The organism is Pseudomonas sp. BLCC-B112 (assembly GCF_028550695.1).
Classification (GTDB): Bacteria; Pseudomonadota; Gammaproteobacteria; order Pseudomonadales; family Pseudomonadaceae; genus Aquipseudomonas; species Aquipseudomonas danubii.
In genome coordinates, this window is the sequence record NZ_JAQQGK010000003.1 from 386,839 (window position 1) to 406,338 (window position 19,500).

The 19,500-nt window shown below is 64.6% G+C and carries 14 protein-coding genes; 9 read left to right on the top strand and 5 right to left on the bottom strand.

The features are described 5' to 3' along the window. The first annotated feature begins 72 nt into the window (after window positions 1–72). The 6 genes from PQT43_RS10645 to PQT43_RS10670 all read left to right on the top strand — a co-directional run bounded on the left by PQT43_RS10645 (window position 73) and on the right by PQT43_RS10670 (window position 6,573). Window positions 73–936: a LysR family transcriptional regulator gene (locus PQT43_RS10645; RefSeq protein ID WP_272753841.1), complete on the top strand. Its 864-nt coding sequence runs from the start codon at window positions 73–75 to the stop codon at window positions 934–936. A gap of 200 nt (window positions 937–1,136) precedes the next feature. Then, window positions 1,137–2,249: a tartrate dehydrogenase gene (locus PQT43_RS10650; protein ID WP_272753842.1), complete on the top strand. Its 1,113-nt coding sequence runs from the start codon at window positions 1,137–1,139 to the stop codon at window positions 2,247–2,249. Between the two features lie 4 nt (window positions 2,250–2,253). After that, window positions 2,254–3,702, top strand: a complete 1,449-nt coding sequence (locus tag PQT43_RS10655; protein ID WP_272753843.1) for an aldehyde dehydrogenase family protein — start codon at window positions 2,254–2,256, stop codon at window positions 3,700–3,702. A gap of 48 nt (window positions 3,703–3,750) precedes the next feature. After that, window positions 3,751–4,509: an SDR family oxidoreductase gene (locus tag PQT43_RS10660; RefSeq protein WP_272753844.1), complete on the top strand. Its 759-nt coding sequence runs from the start codon at window positions 3,751–3,753 to the stop codon at window positions 4,507–4,509. A gap of 495 nt (window positions 4,510–5,004) precedes the next feature. After that, a complete protein-coding gene (locus PQT43_RS10665) occupies window positions 5,005–5,979 on the top strand; it encodes a cyclase family protein (RefSeq protein ID WP_110653276.1) in 975 nt (324 codons plus the stop codon). 81 nt (window positions 5,980–6,060) lie between these two features. Next, a complete protein-coding gene (locus PQT43_RS10670; RefSeq protein ID WP_272753845.1) occupies window positions 6,061–6,573 on the top strand; it encodes a hypothetical protein in 513 nt (170 codons plus the stop codon). A 24-nt stretch (window positions 6,574–6,597) separates the two neighbouring features. Here PQT43_RS10670 and PQT43_RS10675 read toward each other — a convergent pair whose 3' ends face one another. Next, entirely contained in the window at window positions 6,598–7,170 is a 573-nt protein-coding gene (locus PQT43_RS10675) for a LuxR C-terminal-related transcriptional regulator (RefSeq protein ID WP_102881534.1), read from the bottom strand. Window positions 7,171–7,315: 145 nt separating this feature from the next. Between PQT43_RS10675 and PQT43_RS10680 the strand changes: the two genes are divergently transcribed. From PQT43_RS10680 to PQT43_RS10690, 3 genes are read left to right on the top strand one after another with little or no spacing between them, the layout of a single operon-like run. Continuing rightward, complete coding sequence (locus PQT43_RS10680; RefSeq protein ID WP_272753846.1) at window positions 7,316–8,494, top strand: acetyl-CoA acetyltransferase; 1,179 nt, start codon at window positions 7,316–7,318, stop codon at window positions 8,492–8,494. A gap of 2 nt (window positions 8,495–8,496) precedes the next feature. Next, complete coding sequence (locus PQT43_RS10685) at window positions 8,497–10,038, top strand: class I adenylate-forming enzyme family protein (protein WP_253085406.1); 1,542 nt, start codon at window positions 8,497–8,499, stop codon at window positions 10,036–10,038. Between the two features lie 43 nt (window positions 10,039–10,081). Next, window positions 10,082–11,422, top strand: coding sequence for an MFS transporter (locus tag PQT43_RS10690; protein WP_272753847.1), 1,341 nt, complete (start codon window positions 10,082–10,084; stop codon window positions 11,420–11,422). A 58-nt stretch (window positions 11,423–11,480) separates the two neighbouring features. On the opposite strand, the gene PQT43_RS10695 is transcribed toward PQT43_RS10690, so the two are convergent. Genes PQT43_RS10695 through PQT43_RS10710 form a run of 4 tightly spaced genes read right to left on the bottom strand, consistent with a single transcriptional unit; the run spans window position 11,481 to window position 19,115 of the window. Next, entirely contained in the window at window positions 11,481–12,137 is a 657-nt protein-coding gene (locus tag PQT43_RS10695) for a response regulator (RefSeq protein WP_253085407.1), read from the bottom strand. A gap of 59 nt (window positions 12,138–12,196) precedes the next feature. Further along, the gene (locus tag PQT43_RS10700; RefSeq protein WP_272753849.1) at window positions 12,197–15,385 is read right to left on the bottom strand and encodes a hybrid sensor histidine kinase/response regulator; all 3,189 of its coding nucleotides are present in this window, start codon (window positions 15,383–15,385) and stop codon (window positions 12,197–12,199) included. Beyond that, the gene (locus PQT43_RS10705; RefSeq protein ID WP_253085409.1) at window positions 15,337–16,620 is read right to left on the bottom strand and encodes an EAL domain-containing response regulator; all 1,284 of its coding nucleotides are present in this window, start codon (window positions 16,618–16,620) and stop codon (window positions 15,337–15,339) included. Before PQT43_RS10705 ends, PQT43_RS10700 begins: the two co-directional genes overlap by 49 nt. Continuing rightward, a complete protein-coding gene (locus PQT43_RS10710) occupies window positions 16,617–19,115 on the bottom strand; it encodes an ATP-binding protein (RefSeq protein ID WP_272753850.1) in 2,499 nt (832 codons plus the stop codon). Before PQT43_RS10710 ends, PQT43_RS10705 begins: the two co-directional genes overlap by 4 nt. Window positions 19,116–19,500: the final 385 nt, after the last annotated feature.

The window sequence follows — 19,500 nt, forward strand, 5'->3', positions numbered from 1 at the left end:
AGCGTCGCAGCAGCGTTGGACAGGGCGGCGCCAACTGCGTAGTTTTCACGCACTGCGCACAAGGACTCCGCCATGTCTCCGGACCTGACTTCCATCGAGCTGTTTCTCAAGGCCCTGACCCTGGGCAACCTGTCCCGGGCCGCCGAGCAGTCGCACCTGTCGCTGTCGGCCGCCAGCCGGCGTCTGTCGCTGCTGGAGCAACACTTCAAGGTGGCGCTGCTGACCCGCACCTCCACCGGGGTGCAGCCGACGGCGGCGGGGCAGGCCCTGGCCGAACATGCCCGCAGCCTCCTGCGGGCGGTGGATGTGATGCACGCTGACCTGGCCGACTTTGCCAAGGGCACCACCGGCCGGGTCAGCCTGTACGCCAACAGCTCGGCGATGAGCCAGGAACTGCCCCGGCAATTGACCCAGTGGAGCGACCTGCACCCGGGGATTCGCGTGGACATCCGCGAAGAGCGCAGCCGCGAGATTCTTCTGGCGGTGCGCGACGGCATCGCCGATGTGGGCATTGTCACCACCTTGCCCCAGGCCCGGGACCTGTACTTCAAGCCCTATTGCCGTGACCGTCTGTGCCTGATCGTGCCCCAGGCTCATCCGTTCAAGATGAGCCATGCGCGCTTCCAGGACTTGCTGGGCTACGACTTCGTCGGTCTGGAAGACAACGCCGCCATCACCCCGTTGATCACCGAGGCTGCGGCTGCGGTGAGCATGCCCCTGCGCCTGCGGGTGCAGGTGCGCAGCTTCGAGGCGGTGTGCCGGCTGATCGCCGCCGGGCAGGGCGTGGGGGTGTTGCCCCAGGGCGCGGTGCAGATCTTTCGCAAGGAGATGGCCTTGCGTTTTATCGAAATCGACGACCCCTGGGCCGATCGTCAGATGTTCCTGTGCCGACGCCAGGAGCAACCTTCCCTGGCCAGCCGCGAGCTGTTCGACTAACTGGCTGACTGCGATCGCAGCGCGGCGCCGCCGCCCTAGTCGCGGGCCCCTGGCTGCTTGGCGCCGCGAGCCTTCGAATTTTGCGAAGGCGGTTTCCACAATGAGCAATTCCCCTGGGCGCTTCCCCGTGCCCAGAATGGGCTCGCCCGTGCGCTTGACCTGCCTCGATAACAACAACACGTCAGACCAGGAGATACGGCTTGTCCAGGATCAATCCCGCTGTAAAACCTCCCCATCGCATCGCGGTGATCGCCGGTGACGGCATCGGCCGCGAAGTGGTTCCCGAAGGCCTGCGCGTGCTGGAAGCCGTCAGCCGGCGCTTCGGCATCGATCTTCAGTTCGATCATTTCAACTGGTGCAGCGAGCACTACCAGGCCCACGGCAGCATGATGCCCGAGGACTGGGCCGAGCAGATCGGCGACCACGAGGCGATCTTCTTCGGCGCTGTCGGCGCCCCGGACATCGTCCCCGACCATATTGCGGTCTGGGATTCGCTGCTGAAGATCCGCCGCCAGTTCGATCAATACGTGAATATCCGTCCGGTGCGCCTGATGCCCGGGGTGCCGTGCCCCCTGGCCGGGCGGGTGCCGGGGGACATCGATTTCATCGTGGTGCGGGAAAACACCGAAGGCGAATACTCCAGCGTCGGCGGGCGGATGTGGGAGGGCACCCCGCGGGAGATTGCCTTGCAGGAGTCGGTGTTCTCCCGTCACGGCGTGGACCGGGTGGTGAAGTACGCCTTCGAGCTGGCCAGCCGCCGGCCCCGGCGCAATCTGGTGGCGGCCACCAAGTCCAATGGCATCGCCATCACCATGCCGTTCTGGGACGAGCGGGTGGAGGCGCTGGCCAAGGCCTATCCCCAGGTCGAGACGCGCAAGTTCCACATCGACATTCTCTGCGCGCACTTCGTCCAGCATCCGGACTGGTTCGATGTGGTGGTGGCTTCCAATCTGTTCGGCGACATCCTCTCCGACCTGGGCCCAGCCTGCACCGGCACCATCGGCATCGCGCCCTCGGCCAACCTCAACCCCGAGCGTCTGTACCCTTCGCTGTTCGAGCCGGTGCATGGCTCGGCGCCGGATATCGCCGGGCTGGGGGTGGCCAACCCGATTGGTCAGATCTGGTCGGCGGCGCTGATGATCGAGCACCTGGGGCAGGGGGATGAGCTCTACCAGCGGGCCGCGGCAGCGATTGTCGCCAGCATCGAGACGGTGCTCGCCGAAGGCCCGCGCACCCGGGAAATGGGCGGCAATGCCAGTACCGTGGAAGTCGGGCGGGCCATAGCCGAATGTCTGGCTGGAAACAGGAGCTGAGCTGATGAGTCTGGAACACTACATCGACAACCAATGGCAAGCCTCGTCCTGGGCCGAGGACATTCCGGTACTCGACCCCAGCACCGGCATCGCCTATGCGCGTATCGCCCGGGGCACCGCCGAGGACATCGACCTGGCGGTGCAGGCCGCGCAACGGGCCCTGGGGGACAACTTCGACGGGCCCTGGGGCAGCCTTTGCGCCCTGGAGCGTGGGCGCCTGCTGGCCCGCCTGGGCCAGGCGGTGCTGGAGCACCATGAAGAGCTGGCGCAGATCGAGGCCCGGGACACCGGCAAGGCCCTGAAGGTGGCCCGCGCCGACGCCACCGCCCTGGCGCGCTACTTCGAGTACTACGCCGGGGCCGCCGACAAGCTGCACGGCGAAACCTTGCCCTATCAGGCCGGCTACACCGTGCTCACGGTGCGCGAGCCTCACGGCGTGACCGGACACATCATTCCCTGGAACTACCCGATGCAGATCTTCGGCCGCAGCGTCGGCGCGGCCCTGGCAGCGGGCAACGCCTGTGTGGTCAAGCCCGCCGAGGACGCCAGCCTGTCGCTGCTGCGGCTGGCGGAACTGGCGGCTCAGGTGGGTTTTCCGGCGGGCACGATCAACGTGGTCAGCGGCTATGGCCACGAAGCCGGCGCGGCGTTGTGCGCTCATCCTGGCATTGCGCATATCTCCTTTACCGGTTCCACCGGCACCGGCGCCCGGGTGGCCAAGGCCGCCGCCGAACGGCATTGCCCGGTGACCCTGGAGCTTGGGGGCAAGTCGCCGCAGATCGTGTTTGCCGACGCCGATGTGGAGCGGGCGCTGCCGGTGCTGATCAATGCCATCGTGCAGAACTGCGGCCAGACCTGTTCCGCCGGCAGCCGCCTGCTGGTGCAGCGCAGCCTCTATGAACCGCTGCTGGAACGCCTGGCCCAGTGCTTTGGTCAACTGCGTGCCGGGCCCTCGGAGCTGGACCTGGACATGGGCCCGCTGATCAACCAGAAGCAGCTGCGCCAGGTGCGCGAATTCGTCCGCGAAGCCGAGGCCGCCGGTATCCCGGTGGCGGCGCGCGGGCAGGTGGTGCCCGAGGCCGGCAACGGCGGCTATTTCCAGGAGGCGGTGCTGTTTCGCGATGTGCCGCCAGACAGCCGTCTGGCCCGGGAGGAAGTGTTCGGCCCGGTGCTGGCGGTGCTGCCCTTCGAGGACGAAGCCGAAGCCATTCGCCTGGCCAACGACAGCGCCTTCGGCCTGGTGGCCGGGGTCTGGACCCGCGACGGCGCGCGGCAGTTGCGCATGGCCCACAAGCTGCGCTGCGGCCAGGTGTTCATCAACAACTACGGCGCCGGTGGCGGTGTCGAACTGCCCTTCGGCGGGGTCAAGGCCAGCGGGTATGGCCGGGAGAAGGGCTTCGAGGCGCTGCTGGGTTTCACCACCTTGAAGACCATCGCCATTCGTCACGACTGATGGCCGCCACGACGGCGGCCCATAACAACAAAAACAGGAGTCACTCCCATGCGTCTAGCCAACAAGACTGCCATCGTCACCGGCGCCGGTTCCGGCTTTGGTGAGGGCATCGCCAAGACCTTCGCCCAGCAGGGCGCCCGGGTCATCGTCGCCGACATGAACGCCACGGGCGGCCAGCGGGTGGTGGACGAGATCCGCGCCGTCGGCGGCCAGGCCCACTTCATCGAGGTCAACGTGGCCCAGGACGCCAGCGTTGGCGCCTTGCTGCGCAATACCCTGGAGCAGTACGGCGGCCTGGACATCGTGGTCAACAACGCCGGCACCACCCATCGCAACCGGCCGATGCTGGAAGTGGACGAGGCCGAGTTCGACCGGGTGTTTGCGGTCAACGTGAAAAGCATCTATCTGAGCGCCAAGCACTTCGTGCCGCATTTTCGCAGTCAGGGCGGCGGGGTGTTCATCAACATTGCCTCCACCGCGGCGATCCGGCCGCGCCCGGGGCTGGTCTGGTACAACGGCAGCAAGGGCGCGGTGGTAGTGATGAGCAAGACCATGGCCGCCGAGCTCGGGCCGGACAACATCCGTGTCAACTGCGTCAACCCGGTGGTCGGCGCCACGGCCCTGCTCAGTGAGTTCATGGGCGTGCCGGACACCCCGGAGAACCGCCAGAAATTCATGGCGAGCATTCCCCTGGGGCGCTTCTCCACCCCCCAGGACGTGGCCAACGCCTGCCTGTACCTGGCCTCCGACGAAGCCGCGTTCATCACTGGCACCTGCCTGGAAGTGGATGGTGGACGTTGCGTGTGATGATCTGTAAAACCCTCCAGGCCCGCGGGTAATCCGTGCTTTGTGTAGCCGCTGCCGCAGGCTGCGAACGGCCCGCAGGGCCGCAAAGTTCCAGCGGGCGCCTGGGGTTGACGGTTGATCGCCGGGCAAGGCCCTGCGGGCCTTTTCGCAGCCTCGCCGTGGCTCGACAGCGGCTACAGCCAGTGTCAATCCGGGCTGGTGTAGCCGCTGCCGCAGGCTGCGAACGGCCCGCAGGGCCGCAAAGTTCCAGCGGGCGCCTGGGGTTGACGGTTGATCGCCAGGCAAGGCCCTGCGGGCCTTTTCGCAGCCTCGCCGTGGCTCGACAGCGGCTACAGCCAGTGTCAATCCGGGCTGGTGTAGCCGCTGCCGCAGGCTGCGAACGGCCCGCAGGGCCGCAAAGTTCCAGAGGGCGCCGGGGCTTGACGGTTGATCACCCAAGCAAGGCCCGGCGGGCATTTTCGCCCGTTTCAACCCAATCAATGGAGTGCATTCGACATGTGTGGGATCGATAACAACACCAGCCACCCCAATACCAAGCAGCTGCTTGAAGGCCTGCCAAAGAACTGGGGCAAGTGGGGCCCGGACGACGAGGTCGGCGCCCTCAACTACCTGCAACAGGCCGAGGTGCTGCGCGGTGTTGCTGCGGTGCGCCAGGGCAAGACCTTCACCCTGCAGGTGCAGATCGGCCACCCCGGCGGCGACCCGATGTGGCCGGCGCGCAACCCCTCGATGCGCTTCAACACCCTGGACCGCAGCCACTATCAGGCCGGCAAGCAACCGTCCATGACTGGTGGTGCCGAGTACTGCGACGACGTGATCTTCATGCAACTGCAGGGCTCGACCCAGTACGACGCCCTGGGCCACGCCTGGTACGACAACCAGTTGTGGAACGGCTACGACGCCAGCAGCACCGTCGGCGGCATGGCCAAGGCCAGCGTGCTGCCGATTGCCGAGCGCGGCGTGGTGGGCCGCGCGGTGCTGATCGACATGGCCCGGCACCGCGGCAAGAAGTACCTGGGCCGCGGCGAAACCTTCAATCACCTGGACCTGCTGGCCGCCGCCAAGGCCCAGGGCGTGGCCATCGAGAAGCGCGACATCCTGATCATCCGCACCGGTTCCATGGGCGCCTTCTACGAGTACGGCAAGACCGAGTTCTTCAAGGACCTGGTGGAGCCGGGGCTGACCTACAGCCGCGAACTGGTGGACTGGTTCAACCAGATGGAAATCCCCAATCTGGTGACCGACACCATCGCCAACGAAGTGATCACCGACCCGGTGTCCGGGGTGCAGATTCCGCTGCACTGCGCGTTGATGCGCAACCTGGGCATCGCCTTCACCGAGATCGTGCTGCTCGAAGACCTGGCCGAGGATTGCGCCGCCGACGGCCAGTGGACCTTCCTCTACACCGCCGCGCCGTTGAAGATCGTCGGCGGCAGCGGGGCACCGGTGAACCCCATCGTCATCAAGTAACCGGCGCTTGCTGGTGGAGAGGCGGGCGCAGGGTTTATCCTGCGCCCCCTCACCAAGACCGATAGGGATCATCGACCGATCATGCATGACGATTCGCACTCGCCGGACTGCAGCTGCTGCCTGGATCACGCCAATGCCCATCAGGGCGTACTCGATACCCTGGGGTTGATGGCCGACCACCCCGAGGCCAGCGAGGACGACATCGTCCAACTGCTGCAGGCGCGTGGCTACTCGGCCATCGCCGCGGAAAAACTCAACGCCTTCGTGCCATCGGCCCTGGCCTGGATCGTGCTCAAGCGCCTGGGGGTGAAACACCTGCCCAACCACTTCATCGCCCTCGATGAGGCCGGTGAGGACGTACGGATTCCGGTGGCCGGCCAGCACTACTTCACCGCCGCGCTGACCCTTGCCTACGACACCTTTGAAAACGGCTGGAGCGAGGTGCTGCCGCGCAAGACCTACGAGCTCGTCGCCAACAGAAGCGCCGAAATGGCCGCTGCCAATCAGCTGCTGTTTGCGGGCGAATCCCTGCAGGGCACCACGCTGGGGGCTTCACGTCTGCTGCGCCTGAGCGCCAGCGAGCTGCTGGCTTAGCGGCAGGCGCCGCTGGGTGGCGCTTCAACGGATGTAGATGATCTTCGACACCAGCTCGGCGCTGTTCTTGGCCTGCAGCTTCTTCATCAGCCGGGCGCGATGGACTTCCACGGTGCGGTGGGAAATCGCCAGTTTGCGCGCCACTTCCTTGCAGGTCAGGCCGTTGACGATGTGCAGGGAAATTTCCCGCTCGCGAGGGGTCAGGCGCACGGTCGGCGCCAACGGCCGGTCCAGGCGCTCGAAGTGCCAGATCATCAGCCCGAACGGATCGTCCGGGGTCAGGGAAAAGCCGTGGGCCCGGGCCCAGAACACCTCGCCATTGCGGTGCTGCATGAAGCGTTCGTCGGTATAGGACGCGCCCTGGCCGTTGCGCAGCCAGTGTTCGCTGCGTTCGCCAATGCTCTGGTAATCGGCCTGGGAGGGATACAGCAACAGGGTCAGGTGATCCAGCAGCTGTTCGCGCTCATAGCCGAACAGGCGCAGGAAGGCCTGGTTGCAATCGAGCATGCGCCGATGCCCGGTGATCAACTGCGGTGCGGGTGAAACCTGAAAGGCCAGGCGCTCGAGGTCCTGGAGCTGCTGGGCATATACGGTCATGGGGCATCCTGCCTCGTGGAAGTCGGTGCGCCGCTCTGGCGAGCGGGGTACTACTTACTGCTGTACGTAGTTGCCCCAACTAGCGTCTGATTTCGGCGCTCGCCATTGTATGGAATGCCCGCTTCAAGCACAGAAGAAAATCACCATGACCCATGCTTCCGTATCCATTGTTGCTGCTGCCCACACGTCTTTCGGCCGTCTGCAGGGTTCGACCCTCGAGGACCTGATTGTCCAGGTCACTCGTGAAGCCCTGACGGATGCTGCGATTGACGCCGCCGAGATCGACGCCCTGTTCCTCGGACACTTCAACTCAGGCCTGGTGCCGGACGGTTTCCCGGCTTCGCTGATGCTGCAGGCCGACCCGCAATTGCGCTTCAAACCGGCCACCCGCTGCGAGAACGCCTGCGCCTCGGGCTCGGCGGCGATTCAGGCCGGGGTCAACGCGATCCGCAGCGGCGCCGCTGAACTGGTGCTGGTGGTGGGGGCGGAAAAGATGACCGGCAACTCCACCGCCGAGGTCACCCAAGCCCTGGCCGGAGCCGGTTACCAGAATGATCCGCAGGAGGCCGGCCTGAGCTTTGCGCAGCTGTTTGCCCGGGTCGCGCAGCAGTACACCGAGCGCTACCACAGCCCGCTGGCCTCGATGGCGGCGATTGCGGTGAAGAACCACGCCAATGCCATGGCCAACCCGCTGGCGCAGATGCATCGGCCGATGGACTTCGAGCATTGCAACAATGTGTCCCAGAGCAATCCGCTGATCGCGCCGTCGCTGCGCCTCACCGACTGCTCGCTGATCAGTGACGGCGCGGCGGCCATTGTCCTGGCGTCACCGCAGCGCGCCCGCTCGTTCCGGCGCGAAGTGGCGATCCGCTCCCTGAGCCAGGTCAATGACCTGCTGCCGATGGCCAGTCGCGACATCCTCGCCTTCGACGGCCCGCAGCGGGCCATCCACGGCGCCTTGCGCGAGGCCGGGGTGAGCCTGGGGGACATGAACTTCGCCGAGGTCCATGACTGCTTCACCATCGCCGAGCTGTTGATCTACGAGGCCATGGGTCTGGCGCCCAAGGGCGAAGGCCATCGGGCGCTGGATGAGGGCATCGTGCGCCAGGGCGGTCGTTTGCCGGTCAACCTGTCCGGTGGGCTCAAGGCCAAGGGCCACCCGGTGGGCGCCACCGGGGTCTCGATGCATGCCCTGGGCTTTCGCCAATTGATCGGCGAGCCCATTGGCCTGGGCGTGCCCCGTGCCGAGTTCGGCTTGCTGTTCAACATGGGCGGGATGGCGGTGGCCAACTACGCCTCGGTCCTGCAAGCGGTCAGGACCTGAGCATGAACATCGCCCATTGGCTGCTGGATGCGGCTCAACGCTGGCCTCAGCGTCCAGCGCTGTTCGAGGGCTGCCGCCAGGTGGCCGACTATCAGGACTTCGCAACCCGGGTCCGGGCTCGGGCCCTGCAGTTGCGCCACGGCCATGGCATCGCTCCGGGGGAGCGGGTGGCGTTGCTGATGAAGAACAGTTGCGACTACCTGGAACTGCTCTACGCCATCTGGTGGAGCGGGGCGGTGGCGGTGCCGGTCAACAGCAAGCTGCATCCGCGGGAGGCGGCCTGGATCGTCGGCAACGCCGGGGCTCGGGCGATCTATACCGACAGCGGGCGGACTTTCGAGCTTAAGGACTTGCCGGACAACTGCCGCGAGTTGCCCGGTTACGCCAGCCCCGCGCCGACGGTAGCCCCGGACCACGAGCTGCTGGAGCCCTGTCCGCGCAAGGACGATGATCTGGCCTGGCTGTTCTACACCTCAGGCACCACCGGCCGTTCCAAGGGGGTGATGCTGTCGCACGGCAACCTGATGGCCATGTCGCTGTGCTACCCGCTGGATGTGGACCCGGTGCAGGCCACTGATGCGGTGGTCTATGCCGCGCCGATGTCTCACGGGGCCGGGCTCTACAACTTCATTCACGTGCGCTGCGGGGCCCGGCATGTGGTGCCGGAGTCACGGGGGTTCGATGCGCAGGAGCTGTTCGGGTTGGCGCAGGAACTGGGGCAGGTCAGCCTGTTTGCCGCCCCGACCATGGTCAAGCGCATGGTGGAGCAGGCCCGGCAGCAAGGCTATGACGGCGCGGGGATCAAGACCCTTGTCTACGGTGGGGCCCCCATGTACCTGGCGGACCTGGGCCAGGCCCTGGATACCTTCGGCCCGCGGTTGGTGCAGATCTACGGCCAGGGCGAGTGCCCGATGACCATCAGCGCCCTGTCCCGGGAGCTGATCGCCGACCGCGAGCACCCCGACTGGCCCGCAATCGCGGCCTCGGTGGGGCGGCCGCAGTCCTGTGTCGAGGTGCGGATAGTCGATGCCGATGGACAGCGCCTGGGCCCCGGCGAACCCGGGGAAATCGCTGTGCGCGGGGCCCCGGTGATGCACGGCTACTGGGACAACCCGTCAGCCACTCAGGAGGCCCTGGTGGATGGCTGGTTGCTCACCGGCGATATCGGCTTTCTCGACAGTCGCGGGTTGCTGACCCTCACGGACCGCTCCAAGGACGTGATCATTTCCGGCGGCAGCAATATCTACCCACGGGAGGTGGAAGAGGTGCTGATGCAGCATCCCGGGGTGTTCGAGGTCTGCGTGGTGGGGCAGGCGGATGCCGAGTGGGGCGAGTCGGTGGTGGCTTTCGTGGTGCTGCGCTGCCCTGGCGGCCTCGATGCTCAGGCACTCAACCAATGGTTCGTGACCCGCATGGCCTCGTTCAAGAAGCCCAGGAAATACCTGTTTTGCCGCGAGCTGCCCAAGAACAGCTACGGCAAGATTCTCAAGACCCGCTTGCGCCAGTGGTTGCAGGACCCCACAGGGTCCATCGCCGACCTCTGAAAGATTTTTTCCATGGACAGCAATACGACAGGAGTCTCCCAACATGGACATGACCTCTTGCAATCCCCAGCGCCAGCGGCGCCGGGCCTTTATCGGCGCGACCTCGGGCCACTTGATCGAGTGGTACGACTACGGCGTCTATGGGTTCCTGGCGCTGTACATCGGCAAGGCGTTCTTCGTCTCCGATGACCCCACCAGCAGCCTCTTGGCGAGCTTTGCGGCCTTTGCCCTGAGCTTTTTCATCCGTCCCCTGGGCGGGCTGTTCTTCGGCCCCCTGGCGGACAAGATCGGGCGGCGCAAGACCCTGATCACCGTACTGATGCTGATGGCCGGTTCCACCTGCCTGCTGGGCCTGCTGCCGACCTACGCCAGCATCGGCATCGCCGCGCCGATCCTCCTGGTGCTGATCCGCTGCGTGCAGGGGTTTTCCGCCGGAGGCGAGATCGGCACCATCACCAGCTTCATTTCCGAGTACGCCGGGCCCGGGCGCCGGGGCTTCGCCACCTGCTGGCTGATGGTCACCGCGGTGCTCGGCCTGTTGCTGGGCGGCGCCGTGGCCAATGGCATGACCTGGGCCCTGGGGGCCGAGTTGATGCAGGACTGGGGCTGGCGGATTCCGTTCCTGATCGCCGGCCCCCTGGGGTTCATCTCGCTGTACATCCGCCTGAAGCTCGAAGACAGCCCGGAGTTCCTCGCCCTGGTGCACGCCGGAGAGACCTCCAAGGCACCGCTGCGGGAGGTCTGGCAGTGGAAGCGCTCGATTGCCCTGGTGTTCTTCATCATCACCCTGCACAGCTCGATCTTTTACCTGGTGCTGACCTTCGCCTCGACCTACATGTCCAACACCCTCAAGTTCGACAGTGGCACCACCTTGCTCTATGTGTTCGTCGCCAGCCTCTCGGCGGCGCTGGTCATGCCCCTGGGCGGCGCCTTCACCGACCGCTACGGACGCAAGCCGTTCCTGATGATGATCGGCACCCTGGCCACCCTGGCCATGTACTGGTTCTTCAAGTCGGCGCCCAACGCCACCCCGGCCACGCTGTTCTGGCCGCTGATGGCGGTGGCGATCCTGTTCGGACTCTACGCCTCCTCGACCTATGCCCTGATGAGCGAACTGCTGCCGACCCGCATCCGCTCCACCGGGATTGCCGTGGCCTACAACATTCCCGTGGCGGTGTTCGGTGGCAGTGCACCGCTGATCTCCACCTGGCTGATCAAGCTCACCGGCGACATCACCTCGCCCTGGTACTTCTACGTGGCCACCGGGGTGGTGTCGTTGATTGCCCTGGTGGTGCTGCGCAAGGAGGACTTTGTCGCCTGCGCTCCTGGCTTGCAGAACCAAGACAGCCTGGCACCCTCGTTGATGGTCAATCCGGCGCCCTGATGCGGCCACCAACCGCCTGGCGATTCCTCCGGCACCGGCCCGTTGAGCCGAGCCCGGTTTACTGGAACTCCCCGGACTCCAGGCAGAACGCGACCAGGGCCTGGTCGCTGTCCAGGTTGAGTTTGCGGATCGCCGAGATCTTCTGCGCGCTGACGGTCTTGACACTGCGCTTGAGGTTGGCGGCGATCTGCATCATCGACTCGCCACGCACGAAGTGCCGCAGCACCTCGTATTCCTTGGGCGTGAGGCTACTCAGGCCGTCGGCCATGGAGCGCACCGGGGTGCTGTGGAATTCACTCTGCGCCGTTAGGCTCGGCGGGTGATGGATGCGCCCCCGCTTCACGTTCTTCAGGGCGCTCAATAGTTCGCTCATGTCATGGCGTTTGAGCAGTACTGCGCGCACGCCCAGGTCGTACAGCGCCGCGACGATCATCGGGTTGGACATCATGGTCAACACCAACACCTGGACCCGCGGAAAGTGGCGGATCAGGTAGGTCACCAGCCGGATGCCGTCGCCGAACGTCTCGTCGCCCTCCATGAAGTAATCGGTAATCACCACGTCGATTCGCGGATCGTCCGTGAGTTGCTGGATCAGTGCGCTGGGGGTGGTAACGGCAGCCACCACTTCATATTGGCCCGTCTTGTGCAACAAATCGCCGACTGCAGCCAGCACCAGGGGATGATCGTCAGCCAGGGCAACTCGGGTTTTTTTCATGGTGGATACGATCCATTTTCGTCGAAGGAGATGCACAGGAATGTGGGTGCGGAGAGAGGTCAGTCGGGCTGGCTGATGTCCTGCAAGGCGTGCAACAGCGTCAGGCTATTCGTGCGCGTGGTGGTCGTCAAACCGACTTCTCGCAGGCTCTGCCCCAGGGTTTGTAGCTGTTGGATCAGGGGCTCGTGGCCGGCGACCGCCAGCGATCCGCGTATCCGGTGCAGCAGGTGGAAGATGCGTTCGTAGTCTTGCTGGTCCAGGGCTTGGCGCAGGTGTTCGAGGTCCAGCTTCATGGTGCTGGTGAAAATCTGTTGCAGGTTGGGCGGCAGGCTGCCGTGATCTTCGGGCGACTTTGGGTTGGCAGGCGGGATTTGAGCCTCCTGCGGGGGCAGTTGGGTGAGCTGCGCCAGGCTGGCCCGCAAGGTCAGCAGGGCGACCGGCTTGACCAGCCAGGTGTCCATGCCGGCGGCCTGGCAACGGGCTTCTTCATCGCACATGGCGTTGGCGGTGATGCCGATGATTGGCCGGTCGTCCCCCGATGCCCGCAGTATGCAGGTCAGCTCATAGCCGTTCATGCGCGGCATGTTGACGTCGGTCAGCAGCACGTCGTAGTCACCCACTCGCCACAGGTCGAGGGCTTCCGCGCCATCGGCGGCCAGGGTGTTGCGACAACCCAGTTGCTGTAATTGATGGCTCAGGGTCGCCTGGTTGATCGGGTTGTCCTCGGCCACCAACACATTCAGCCCCAGGGCCGGCAGGCCGCTCAGGTCGCAGGGCAGCGGTTCGCTGTGCTGCGGAGCACGCCCGAGGCGGCGTTCGATCAGGCGGCCGATGGCCATGAAGTCACAGGCTTCGTTCAGGTCCGCGCCTGGCTCCTGATGATCACCGCCGAGGTCGATCTGCAGCCATTGTGTGCCCGGTGGCGCCGGCTCGGGGCTGTCCTCCAGGAGCCGTAACTGGATGCCCTGGCCTTGGGGGGGCGCGGCCGCCGGGTCCAGTGGGCTGGCCTGGGCACCCCATTGTTGTAGCCACAGGCACAGGTTGTCGGTGAGTTCGTGGTGTGGGCTGTGGACCTGGATCTGCGTACCGCCGAGGTCCGGCGGAGGGGGGACGGGCACCTTGTCGGCTACCGGCAGTTCCAGGCTCATGGTGAAGCTGCTGCCCAGGCCCAGCTCGCTGGTGAGGTGGATCTGGCTGCCCATCAGTGCCGCCAACCGGGCGCAAATCGCCAGTCCCAGGCCGGCGCCGTGCACCGTGTGAGATTGGGCATCGATCTGATAGAAGGGGATGAACAATTGCTGCTGTTCCTCCTGGCCTATGCCTATTCCTGTGTCCACCACCTGCAGTGACAAGCAGACCCGCCCCCGGCGGCTGTTCTCGCAGCGGGCGCGTACGATGACGTGCCCTGAATGGGTGAACTTGACTGCGTTGCTGATCAGGTTGGTGAGGATCTGGCTGATTCGCCCGGTGTCGCCGAGCAAAGGCGGCAGGGCTGGGTCGACCGAGGCAAACAGCAGCAGTCCCTTGTTTCGGGCCGCGTCGACAAACGCCGCGGTACAGCGTTGCACCAGCGCCCTGGGGTCGAACGACTGATCGGCCAGGGACAGTTGGCCGGATTCGATCCGGGTGATATCGAGAATGTCACTGATGATCTGCAGCAACAGGCCCGAGGACACCTGGATGCGCTCAAGCAACTGGCGTTGTTCGCGGTCCAGGTCGGTCAGGCCCATCAGTTCCAGCGAACCGAGCACGCCGTACAGCGGCGTGCGGATCTCATGGCTCATGGTCGCCAGAAACACCGACTTGGCGCTGTTGGCCTTGTCGGCCGCCTGTTTTGCCTGGGTCAGTTGCTGTTCCATCTGGGCCCTGACACTCAGATCGGCGAAGGCGCAGACCAGCACCTCCTGGTTGCGATAACGAGTCGGAGCGTAGGCGATGTAGAACGAGTGTCCGTCGTGGCTCTGATAGTTTTCGATTTCACCCGGCTCTCTGGCCTGGCTGATCCGCTCCAGCAGTTCCAGTTCCAGGCCGCTGTCCTCCAGGCTCTGGCCAATCTGGGTGTTGAACCACTTCAGGGCCAGGGTATTGGCGAAGACAATCAGGCTGCGCTCGCGGCTTAGCACGCACAGGGCCACCGGGGTAGTTTCCAGCAGGGTCCGGTTGAACTGGTCGCTTTCCACCAGCTCGCTATGGGCCCGTTGCGCCGGCACTATGACCCGCCGTTGATACCAGCGGGCGTAGCTGCGTCCGGCCACGGGGCTCAGTACCAGCAGCAAGAGGACCCCCGCCAGAGGCCAGGAGTGGCCAAGGAACAGGGTCCGGTAGCTCAACAGGTAATAGCCGGTCCAGATGGCGCGCTCATCACTGATGCGAAACACCAGGCCGTCGCCGCGCAGGCTGACCTCCTGTTCCCTGTCCACAGGTTGCGGGCGTTCTCCCAGCAGCAAGCCATCGTGCTGGTTTTCCAGCCAGAAAGCGTCATAGAAGTTAGGTTGCGTCGGCCGCGAAAAGACATTGATGCGCTGGCGATGGGTCAAGGCCGCGGCGTAGGTGCCGGCTTGGGGTGAGCCTGTGCCGAGGTGTGGGGCGCGCAGCGGGGTGAAGGCCAGTAGATGGTCGGCAAACCCCGGCAGGCGAATCCAGCGCACTTCATCGTCGTGGCTGCCGTGAGCGCTATTGCGTATGGCCTGGATGCTGGCCATGACCTGGGCGGCGGAGAGTTGCGGCTGGCGCGTGTCGACCGTCGGTACGGTGTAGCTGCTGCCGGTACCGGCATCCACCACCAGCAAGGCCGAGGCCGGGTAGCTTGATCGGACCCAGAAACTGGAGTAGAGGTCCGCCAGGTAGCGGCCGAAACTCGCCGCCCGGGGGCTGTCCAGGGGGCATTGGAGCATGTCCTCGCAGACCAGGGTGAAGGGGGTTTCTACGCTTGAATGGCTGCCCTGGAACAGTGTGGCGCCAAGTGCATGCTGCTGATCCATGAGGCGAAAAATGCTGGTTGGGCTCTGCGGGTCATGATTGCCGAATGGCTCGCTTTTCACGCGCTCGAGCAGAACTTTTTGCTCACCCAGGTAGCGGGTCAGCAACTGGAAGTCCACGGCAATCCGTTCCTGCTCCTGGCGAATGATCCGCTGGCCACCCCAGAACAGAGCGCCGCCCATGATCAGCAGCAAAGGCAGGATGACGAACAGGAGCAGATTCAGTCGTCTGAAGTTTTGTGCAATGCGTCGTAGCGGGATATCTGGCATGGGTTGGGTGAGACGTGCTGGGTGAGTGAGAAAAGCTCGGGTGTGACAACACTGCATCCCAGCAATTGTGTAAACGCCTCCTGCTCCAATGCCGCAGAAATAAGATAGCCCTGGGCGCTGTCGCAACCAATCTGGCGCAAGAACTCCAGATCGCGAACCGATTCTACGCCCTCTGCCACCACTTCCAGGCCTAATTGCCGGCCCAGCTGCACCGCCGCCACCAGGGCCGCGGCACGGGTTTCATCGGCGGCGGCGCCGTGGACGAAGTGGCGATCGATTTTCATTTCGGTAAAGGGCGTGGATATCAATGCGTACATGGAACTGTAGCCCATGCCGAAGTCATCCTGAGCCAATCCGAACCCCTTAAGGCGCAGGCGGCTGGCCCCCATGTGGTATTGGCCGGGGGACAGTGGCCGTTCGGTCTCCAGCAGCTCGAAGCAGAGGTCGCTGGTGGATAGCCCGGCGGCAACGGTAAGCTGCTGTAGCTCGTCCGGCAGGCCCGGATCATCCAGCAGCCCGGTGGGCAGGTTGACCGACACCTTGAGGCGATAGCCCAGACGCTGCCAGTGTTGCTGCGCCTGGATGGCGTCGTCGAGCATCAGCAGCAACAGGCGGTGATCGAGCTGGCACCGGCTGATCGAGGCCAGGAACGAGTCTGGCATCAGCAGGCCGAAGGACGGGCTGTTCCAGCGCACCAGAGCCTCGGCGCCGATGATCCGACCCGTGCTCAGCGAACGTCGGGGCTGGAACCGGGCCTTGAGTTCGCGACGTTCGATTGCCCGCTCCAGCACCTGGCGCTCAAATTGCGCAGCATGCTCGGGCTGGGGCGGCGCTGCGTGGCTCTGGCCGTTGCCAATCATGGCGCTGATCTGCTCGACGTGAGCCGCTCTCAGTGGCTTGGTGAAAGTCCCGAGCACGGCCAGGCCTTTTTCCTTGGCCATCAAGCTGACGCTGTTCATCAACCGCCGGGAGCAGGATGACACGATGGCCAGGATTGGCACCTGCTTGACGCCGGTCAGGGCATGGATGAATTGCACGCCATCCATTTCCGGCATGTGCAGGTCTACCAGCACTAGGTCGTAGACCTGCTGATGCAGCATGGCCAGGGCCTGGCGCGCTTCGAGAGCGCTGTCCACCGGGCCGAAGCCGGCCTGCAGCAACAGTTGCCGCACTTGCATGCAGTGGATCGGGTGATCATCCAGCACTAGGACGCGCAGGGTTTTGGGCACGCTCACATGACTTTCCTCTTGATGGATTGCAGTACTTCGCTCAAGGCGTCCAGGGGAACCGGCTTGACGAGCAATTGATGGATTCCGGCCTCTTCACAGCGGCTGCGCAGTGCGGGCGAGAGTTCACCTGTGATGCCGATGATGGGGCCGTCGAACCCGCGCTCGCGCAAGGCACGGGCAAACGACAGGCCGTCCATGTACGCCATCTGCAGGTCGGTCAGCACGGCGTCGAAGGACAGCAGGTCGCTGCGCTTCAGGGCCTTGACGGCACTGGCGCAGGCTTCCATGTGGTTGCCCAGGTAGCGGCCCTGTTGAACGATCACCTGCAGCGACAACGGGCTGTCATCCACCGCCAGCAGCTTGAGTTCCAGACTTGGCGCCAGGGCGAGTGGGGCGGCGAAGCGACGTTCGGCGGCAATGCCTGACTGAGCTTGGGCTACCGCGTTGCGCAGGCTGTCGAGGCTGAAGGTACGGGCGATCCAGCTGTTGCTGGCTTGGTGCTGCGACGGCCCCATGCCGGGGGGGCGAATGATGACCCGTGGGCCGCTCCAGGCTACTGGTCGCGATGCCCCGAGAAACGCTTCCACCAGCACCGCCTTGTGTGTCGGCGGGTCGCGGTCGGCGACGTAGGGGATCGCCAATGCGCCCCAGCGGCGTAGCCACTGGCAGAGGTTGAGATTCATGTCTTGGACATCACCGCGCACATACACCGGGGTCAGCCCCAGGCGCGGCAGATCGGGTGGCGGTGCCGTCGTGCAGGGCTCCAGGGCCAGGCTGAAACTGAAACTGGAACCCAGTCCCGGCTCGCTGATAGCGGTCAATTGCCCCTGCATCATGCCTGCCAGCCGTTGGCAGATGGCCAGGCCGAGCCCGGTGCCCGGGGTTTTCTGGCCCAACCAACCGGGAACGCGGTAATAGGGATCGAACAGGTTGGTCTGGAACTCAGGCGCTATCCCCGGGCCACTGTCCACCACCTGGAAACGCAGGTGCGGCGTCTGGCCAGGTTGTATGTGGGTATGCAGGCGCAGCACCACGTGGCCGGATTCGGTGAACTTGATGGCGTTGCTCAGCAGATTGTTGAGAATCTGGCGAATGCGCTCGCCGTCGCCGAGCACCGTCTCGCTGGTACTCGGGTCCAGGGTCACGTACAGGCGCAGGCCCTTGCCGCGGGCCCGCGCCGAGTAACTGAAGGCCACTTCTTCCACCAGACGGATCGGCGAGAACGGCGCGCGGTTCAGGCTCAGTCGCCCGGACTCGATCAGGGACAGGTCGAGGGTGTCATTGATGGTGCGCATCAGCGCCGAGGAGGCTTGCTGGGTGGCGTCCAGATAGTCGCTTTGTTCGGCGCTGACGGCGGTGGTGCGGAGCATTTCCAGGGAGCCGAGGATGCCGTACATGGGTGTGCGGATCTCGTGGCTCAGGGTACTGAGGAACAGGGTCTTCTCGTGGCTGGCTTGCTCCGAGAGCTGCTTGTCCTGCAGCAGCGACTGTTCGGCCACCTTGAAGTTGGTGACGTCGCTGATACAGCACAACACCGCAGCCACGCCGTTGTAGCCGGTGGGGGCGCATATCAGCTGGATGAACGTGCCGTCCTGCATTGCGTGGTCGATGGTGTGCACGCGGTTGTGCGGCACCTCCAGGATTCGCTCGCGCAAGCCGGGGACCGAATCTAGCCAGCGACGCCCGGACTCGTTACACAGGATTAGCCGACCATTGTCACGGCGCATCAGGCACAGGCCAACTGGCGCAACCTCGATGAAGCGCTGGTTGAGGGAAACGCTGTCCGCCAGGGCGCTGTAGTGACGCATTGCAGGTTCCACCAGGCGCAGGCGGATGTAGCGGGCGCCGAGAAAGGTCGCTGCAAACAGCAGCAGGGTCACCAGCAGGGTGCTGTATAGCGTGCCGCCACTGTCTTTCAGCAGTTGGCTGACTGGCGCGTAGTACACCAGGCGCCAGCCGGCGTTGCCCACCGATTTGTTGAGCACGACGTAGTCAGGCAGCGCGCCCAGGCGGTGCAGGCTGAAGGAGTCTTCGTCCGCCTGCAGGCGCGCCAGGCTCGCGGGTACTTGCCAGTTGGTGCTGTGCAGCACCAGCGTGCCCCCAGCGTCGTAGAGCAGGTACTTGCCCTGGTGCAGGCCCTGGGGGTCGAGGGCCTGGTCGATGTCATTGAGCGCCAGGCCAAGCCAGCCCTCGAGGGCATTGTGTTCGTCCACCGGGCGCAGCAGGTACACCTGTTGGCTGCCTTCGGCACCGGCCCAGTGCCACAAGGTTCGCGCCCCAGGGTGCCGGGCCAGCAGGTTCTGCGCGGCGCTTTGGTCAAGCTGCTTGAGCCAGGGGGCGTGCCTTGTGCCCTCGTGGGGCCGGTTGGCGTTGCGCTGCGCCGCTCCGTAGAGGGCTGTGACCAGGCCCTGTTCCGGGGTCAGGTAGAGCAACTGGCTGTGGGTGTTGTCAATCTCGATCAGGTCTCGGGATGTGAGGATCAGGGCCCAGCGTGGGGACATGGCGTTGCCGAATGGCAATACCCTTAATTGCCCATTACTGGTCAGAAAGTTGCTGGCGGATGAACTAAGGCGGTCGTCCTTAGTGCGTACTGCTGAAGATGAAATGGACTTCAACAGACTTTCCCGTTGATTGAAGAACTGTTGTGCGTTAAATGCCGCGGCATTCATCTGTCGGCGATAGTTTGAAAGCGTTTCATTAAGTGACCAATGAATCACGAAGCCGGCAATGGCGAGAATGCAAAAAAGCAGGCTGTTCATGAATAATCGCAGCAGAATCACCGGAATATAAGCGCCGGAAAAGTGGCTGGTGAGGGCTGGAAAATGGGCTTGTTTAGGCATGGGTTCATGGTAATCAGAACTTTCTATGCCTTATCTAAGAATATTC

Excerpts from the sequence above, each read along its gene's own strand:
- PQT43_RS10680 (WP_272753846.1), top strand. The coding sequence starts at position 7,316 with ATGACCCATGCTTCCGTATCCATTGTTGCTGCTGCCCACACGTCTTTC.
- PQT43_RS10645 (WP_272753841.1), top strand. The coding sequence starts at position 73 with ATGTCTCCGGACCTGACTTCCATCGAGCTGTTTCTCAAGGCCCTGACC.
- PQT43_RS10710 (WP_272753850.1), bottom strand. The coding sequence starts at position 19,115 with ATGTCCCCACGCTGGGCCCTGATCCTCACATCCCGAGACCTGATCGAG.
- PQT43_RS10670 (WP_272753845.1), top strand. The coding sequence starts at position 6,061 with ATGCATGACGATTCGCACTCGCCGGACTGCAGCTGCTGCCTGGATCAC.
- PQT43_RS10675 (WP_102881534.1), bottom strand. The coding sequence starts at position 7,170 with ATGACCGTATATGCCCAGCAGCTCCAGGACCTCGAGCGCCTGGCCTTT.
- PQT43_RS10690 (WP_272753847.1), top strand. The coding sequence starts at position 10,082 with ATGGACATGACCTCTTGCAATCCCCAGCGCCAGCGGCGCCGGGCCTTT.
- PQT43_RS10685 (WP_253085406.1), top strand. The coding sequence starts at position 8,497 with ATGAACATCGCCCATTGGCTGCTGGATGCGGCTCAACGCTGGCCTCAG.
- PQT43_RS10700 (WP_272753849.1), bottom strand. The coding sequence starts at position 15,385 with ATGCCAGATATCCCGCTACGACGCATTGCACAAAACTTCAGACGACTG.
- PQT43_RS10695 (WP_253085407.1), bottom strand. The coding sequence starts at position 12,137 with ATGAAAAAAACCCGAGTTGCCCTGGCTGACGATCATCCCCTGGTGCTG.
- PQT43_RS10655 (WP_272753843.1), top strand. The coding sequence starts at position 2,254 with ATGAGTCTGGAACACTACATCGACAACCAATGGCAAGCCTCGTCCTGG.
- PQT43_RS10660 (WP_272753844.1), top strand. The coding sequence starts at position 3,751 with ATGCGTCTAGCCAACAAGACTGCCATCGTCACCGGCGCCGGTTCCGGC.
- PQT43_RS10665 (WP_110653276.1), top strand. The coding sequence starts at position 5,005 with ATGTGTGGGATCGATAACAACACCAGCCACCCCAATACCAAGCAGCTG.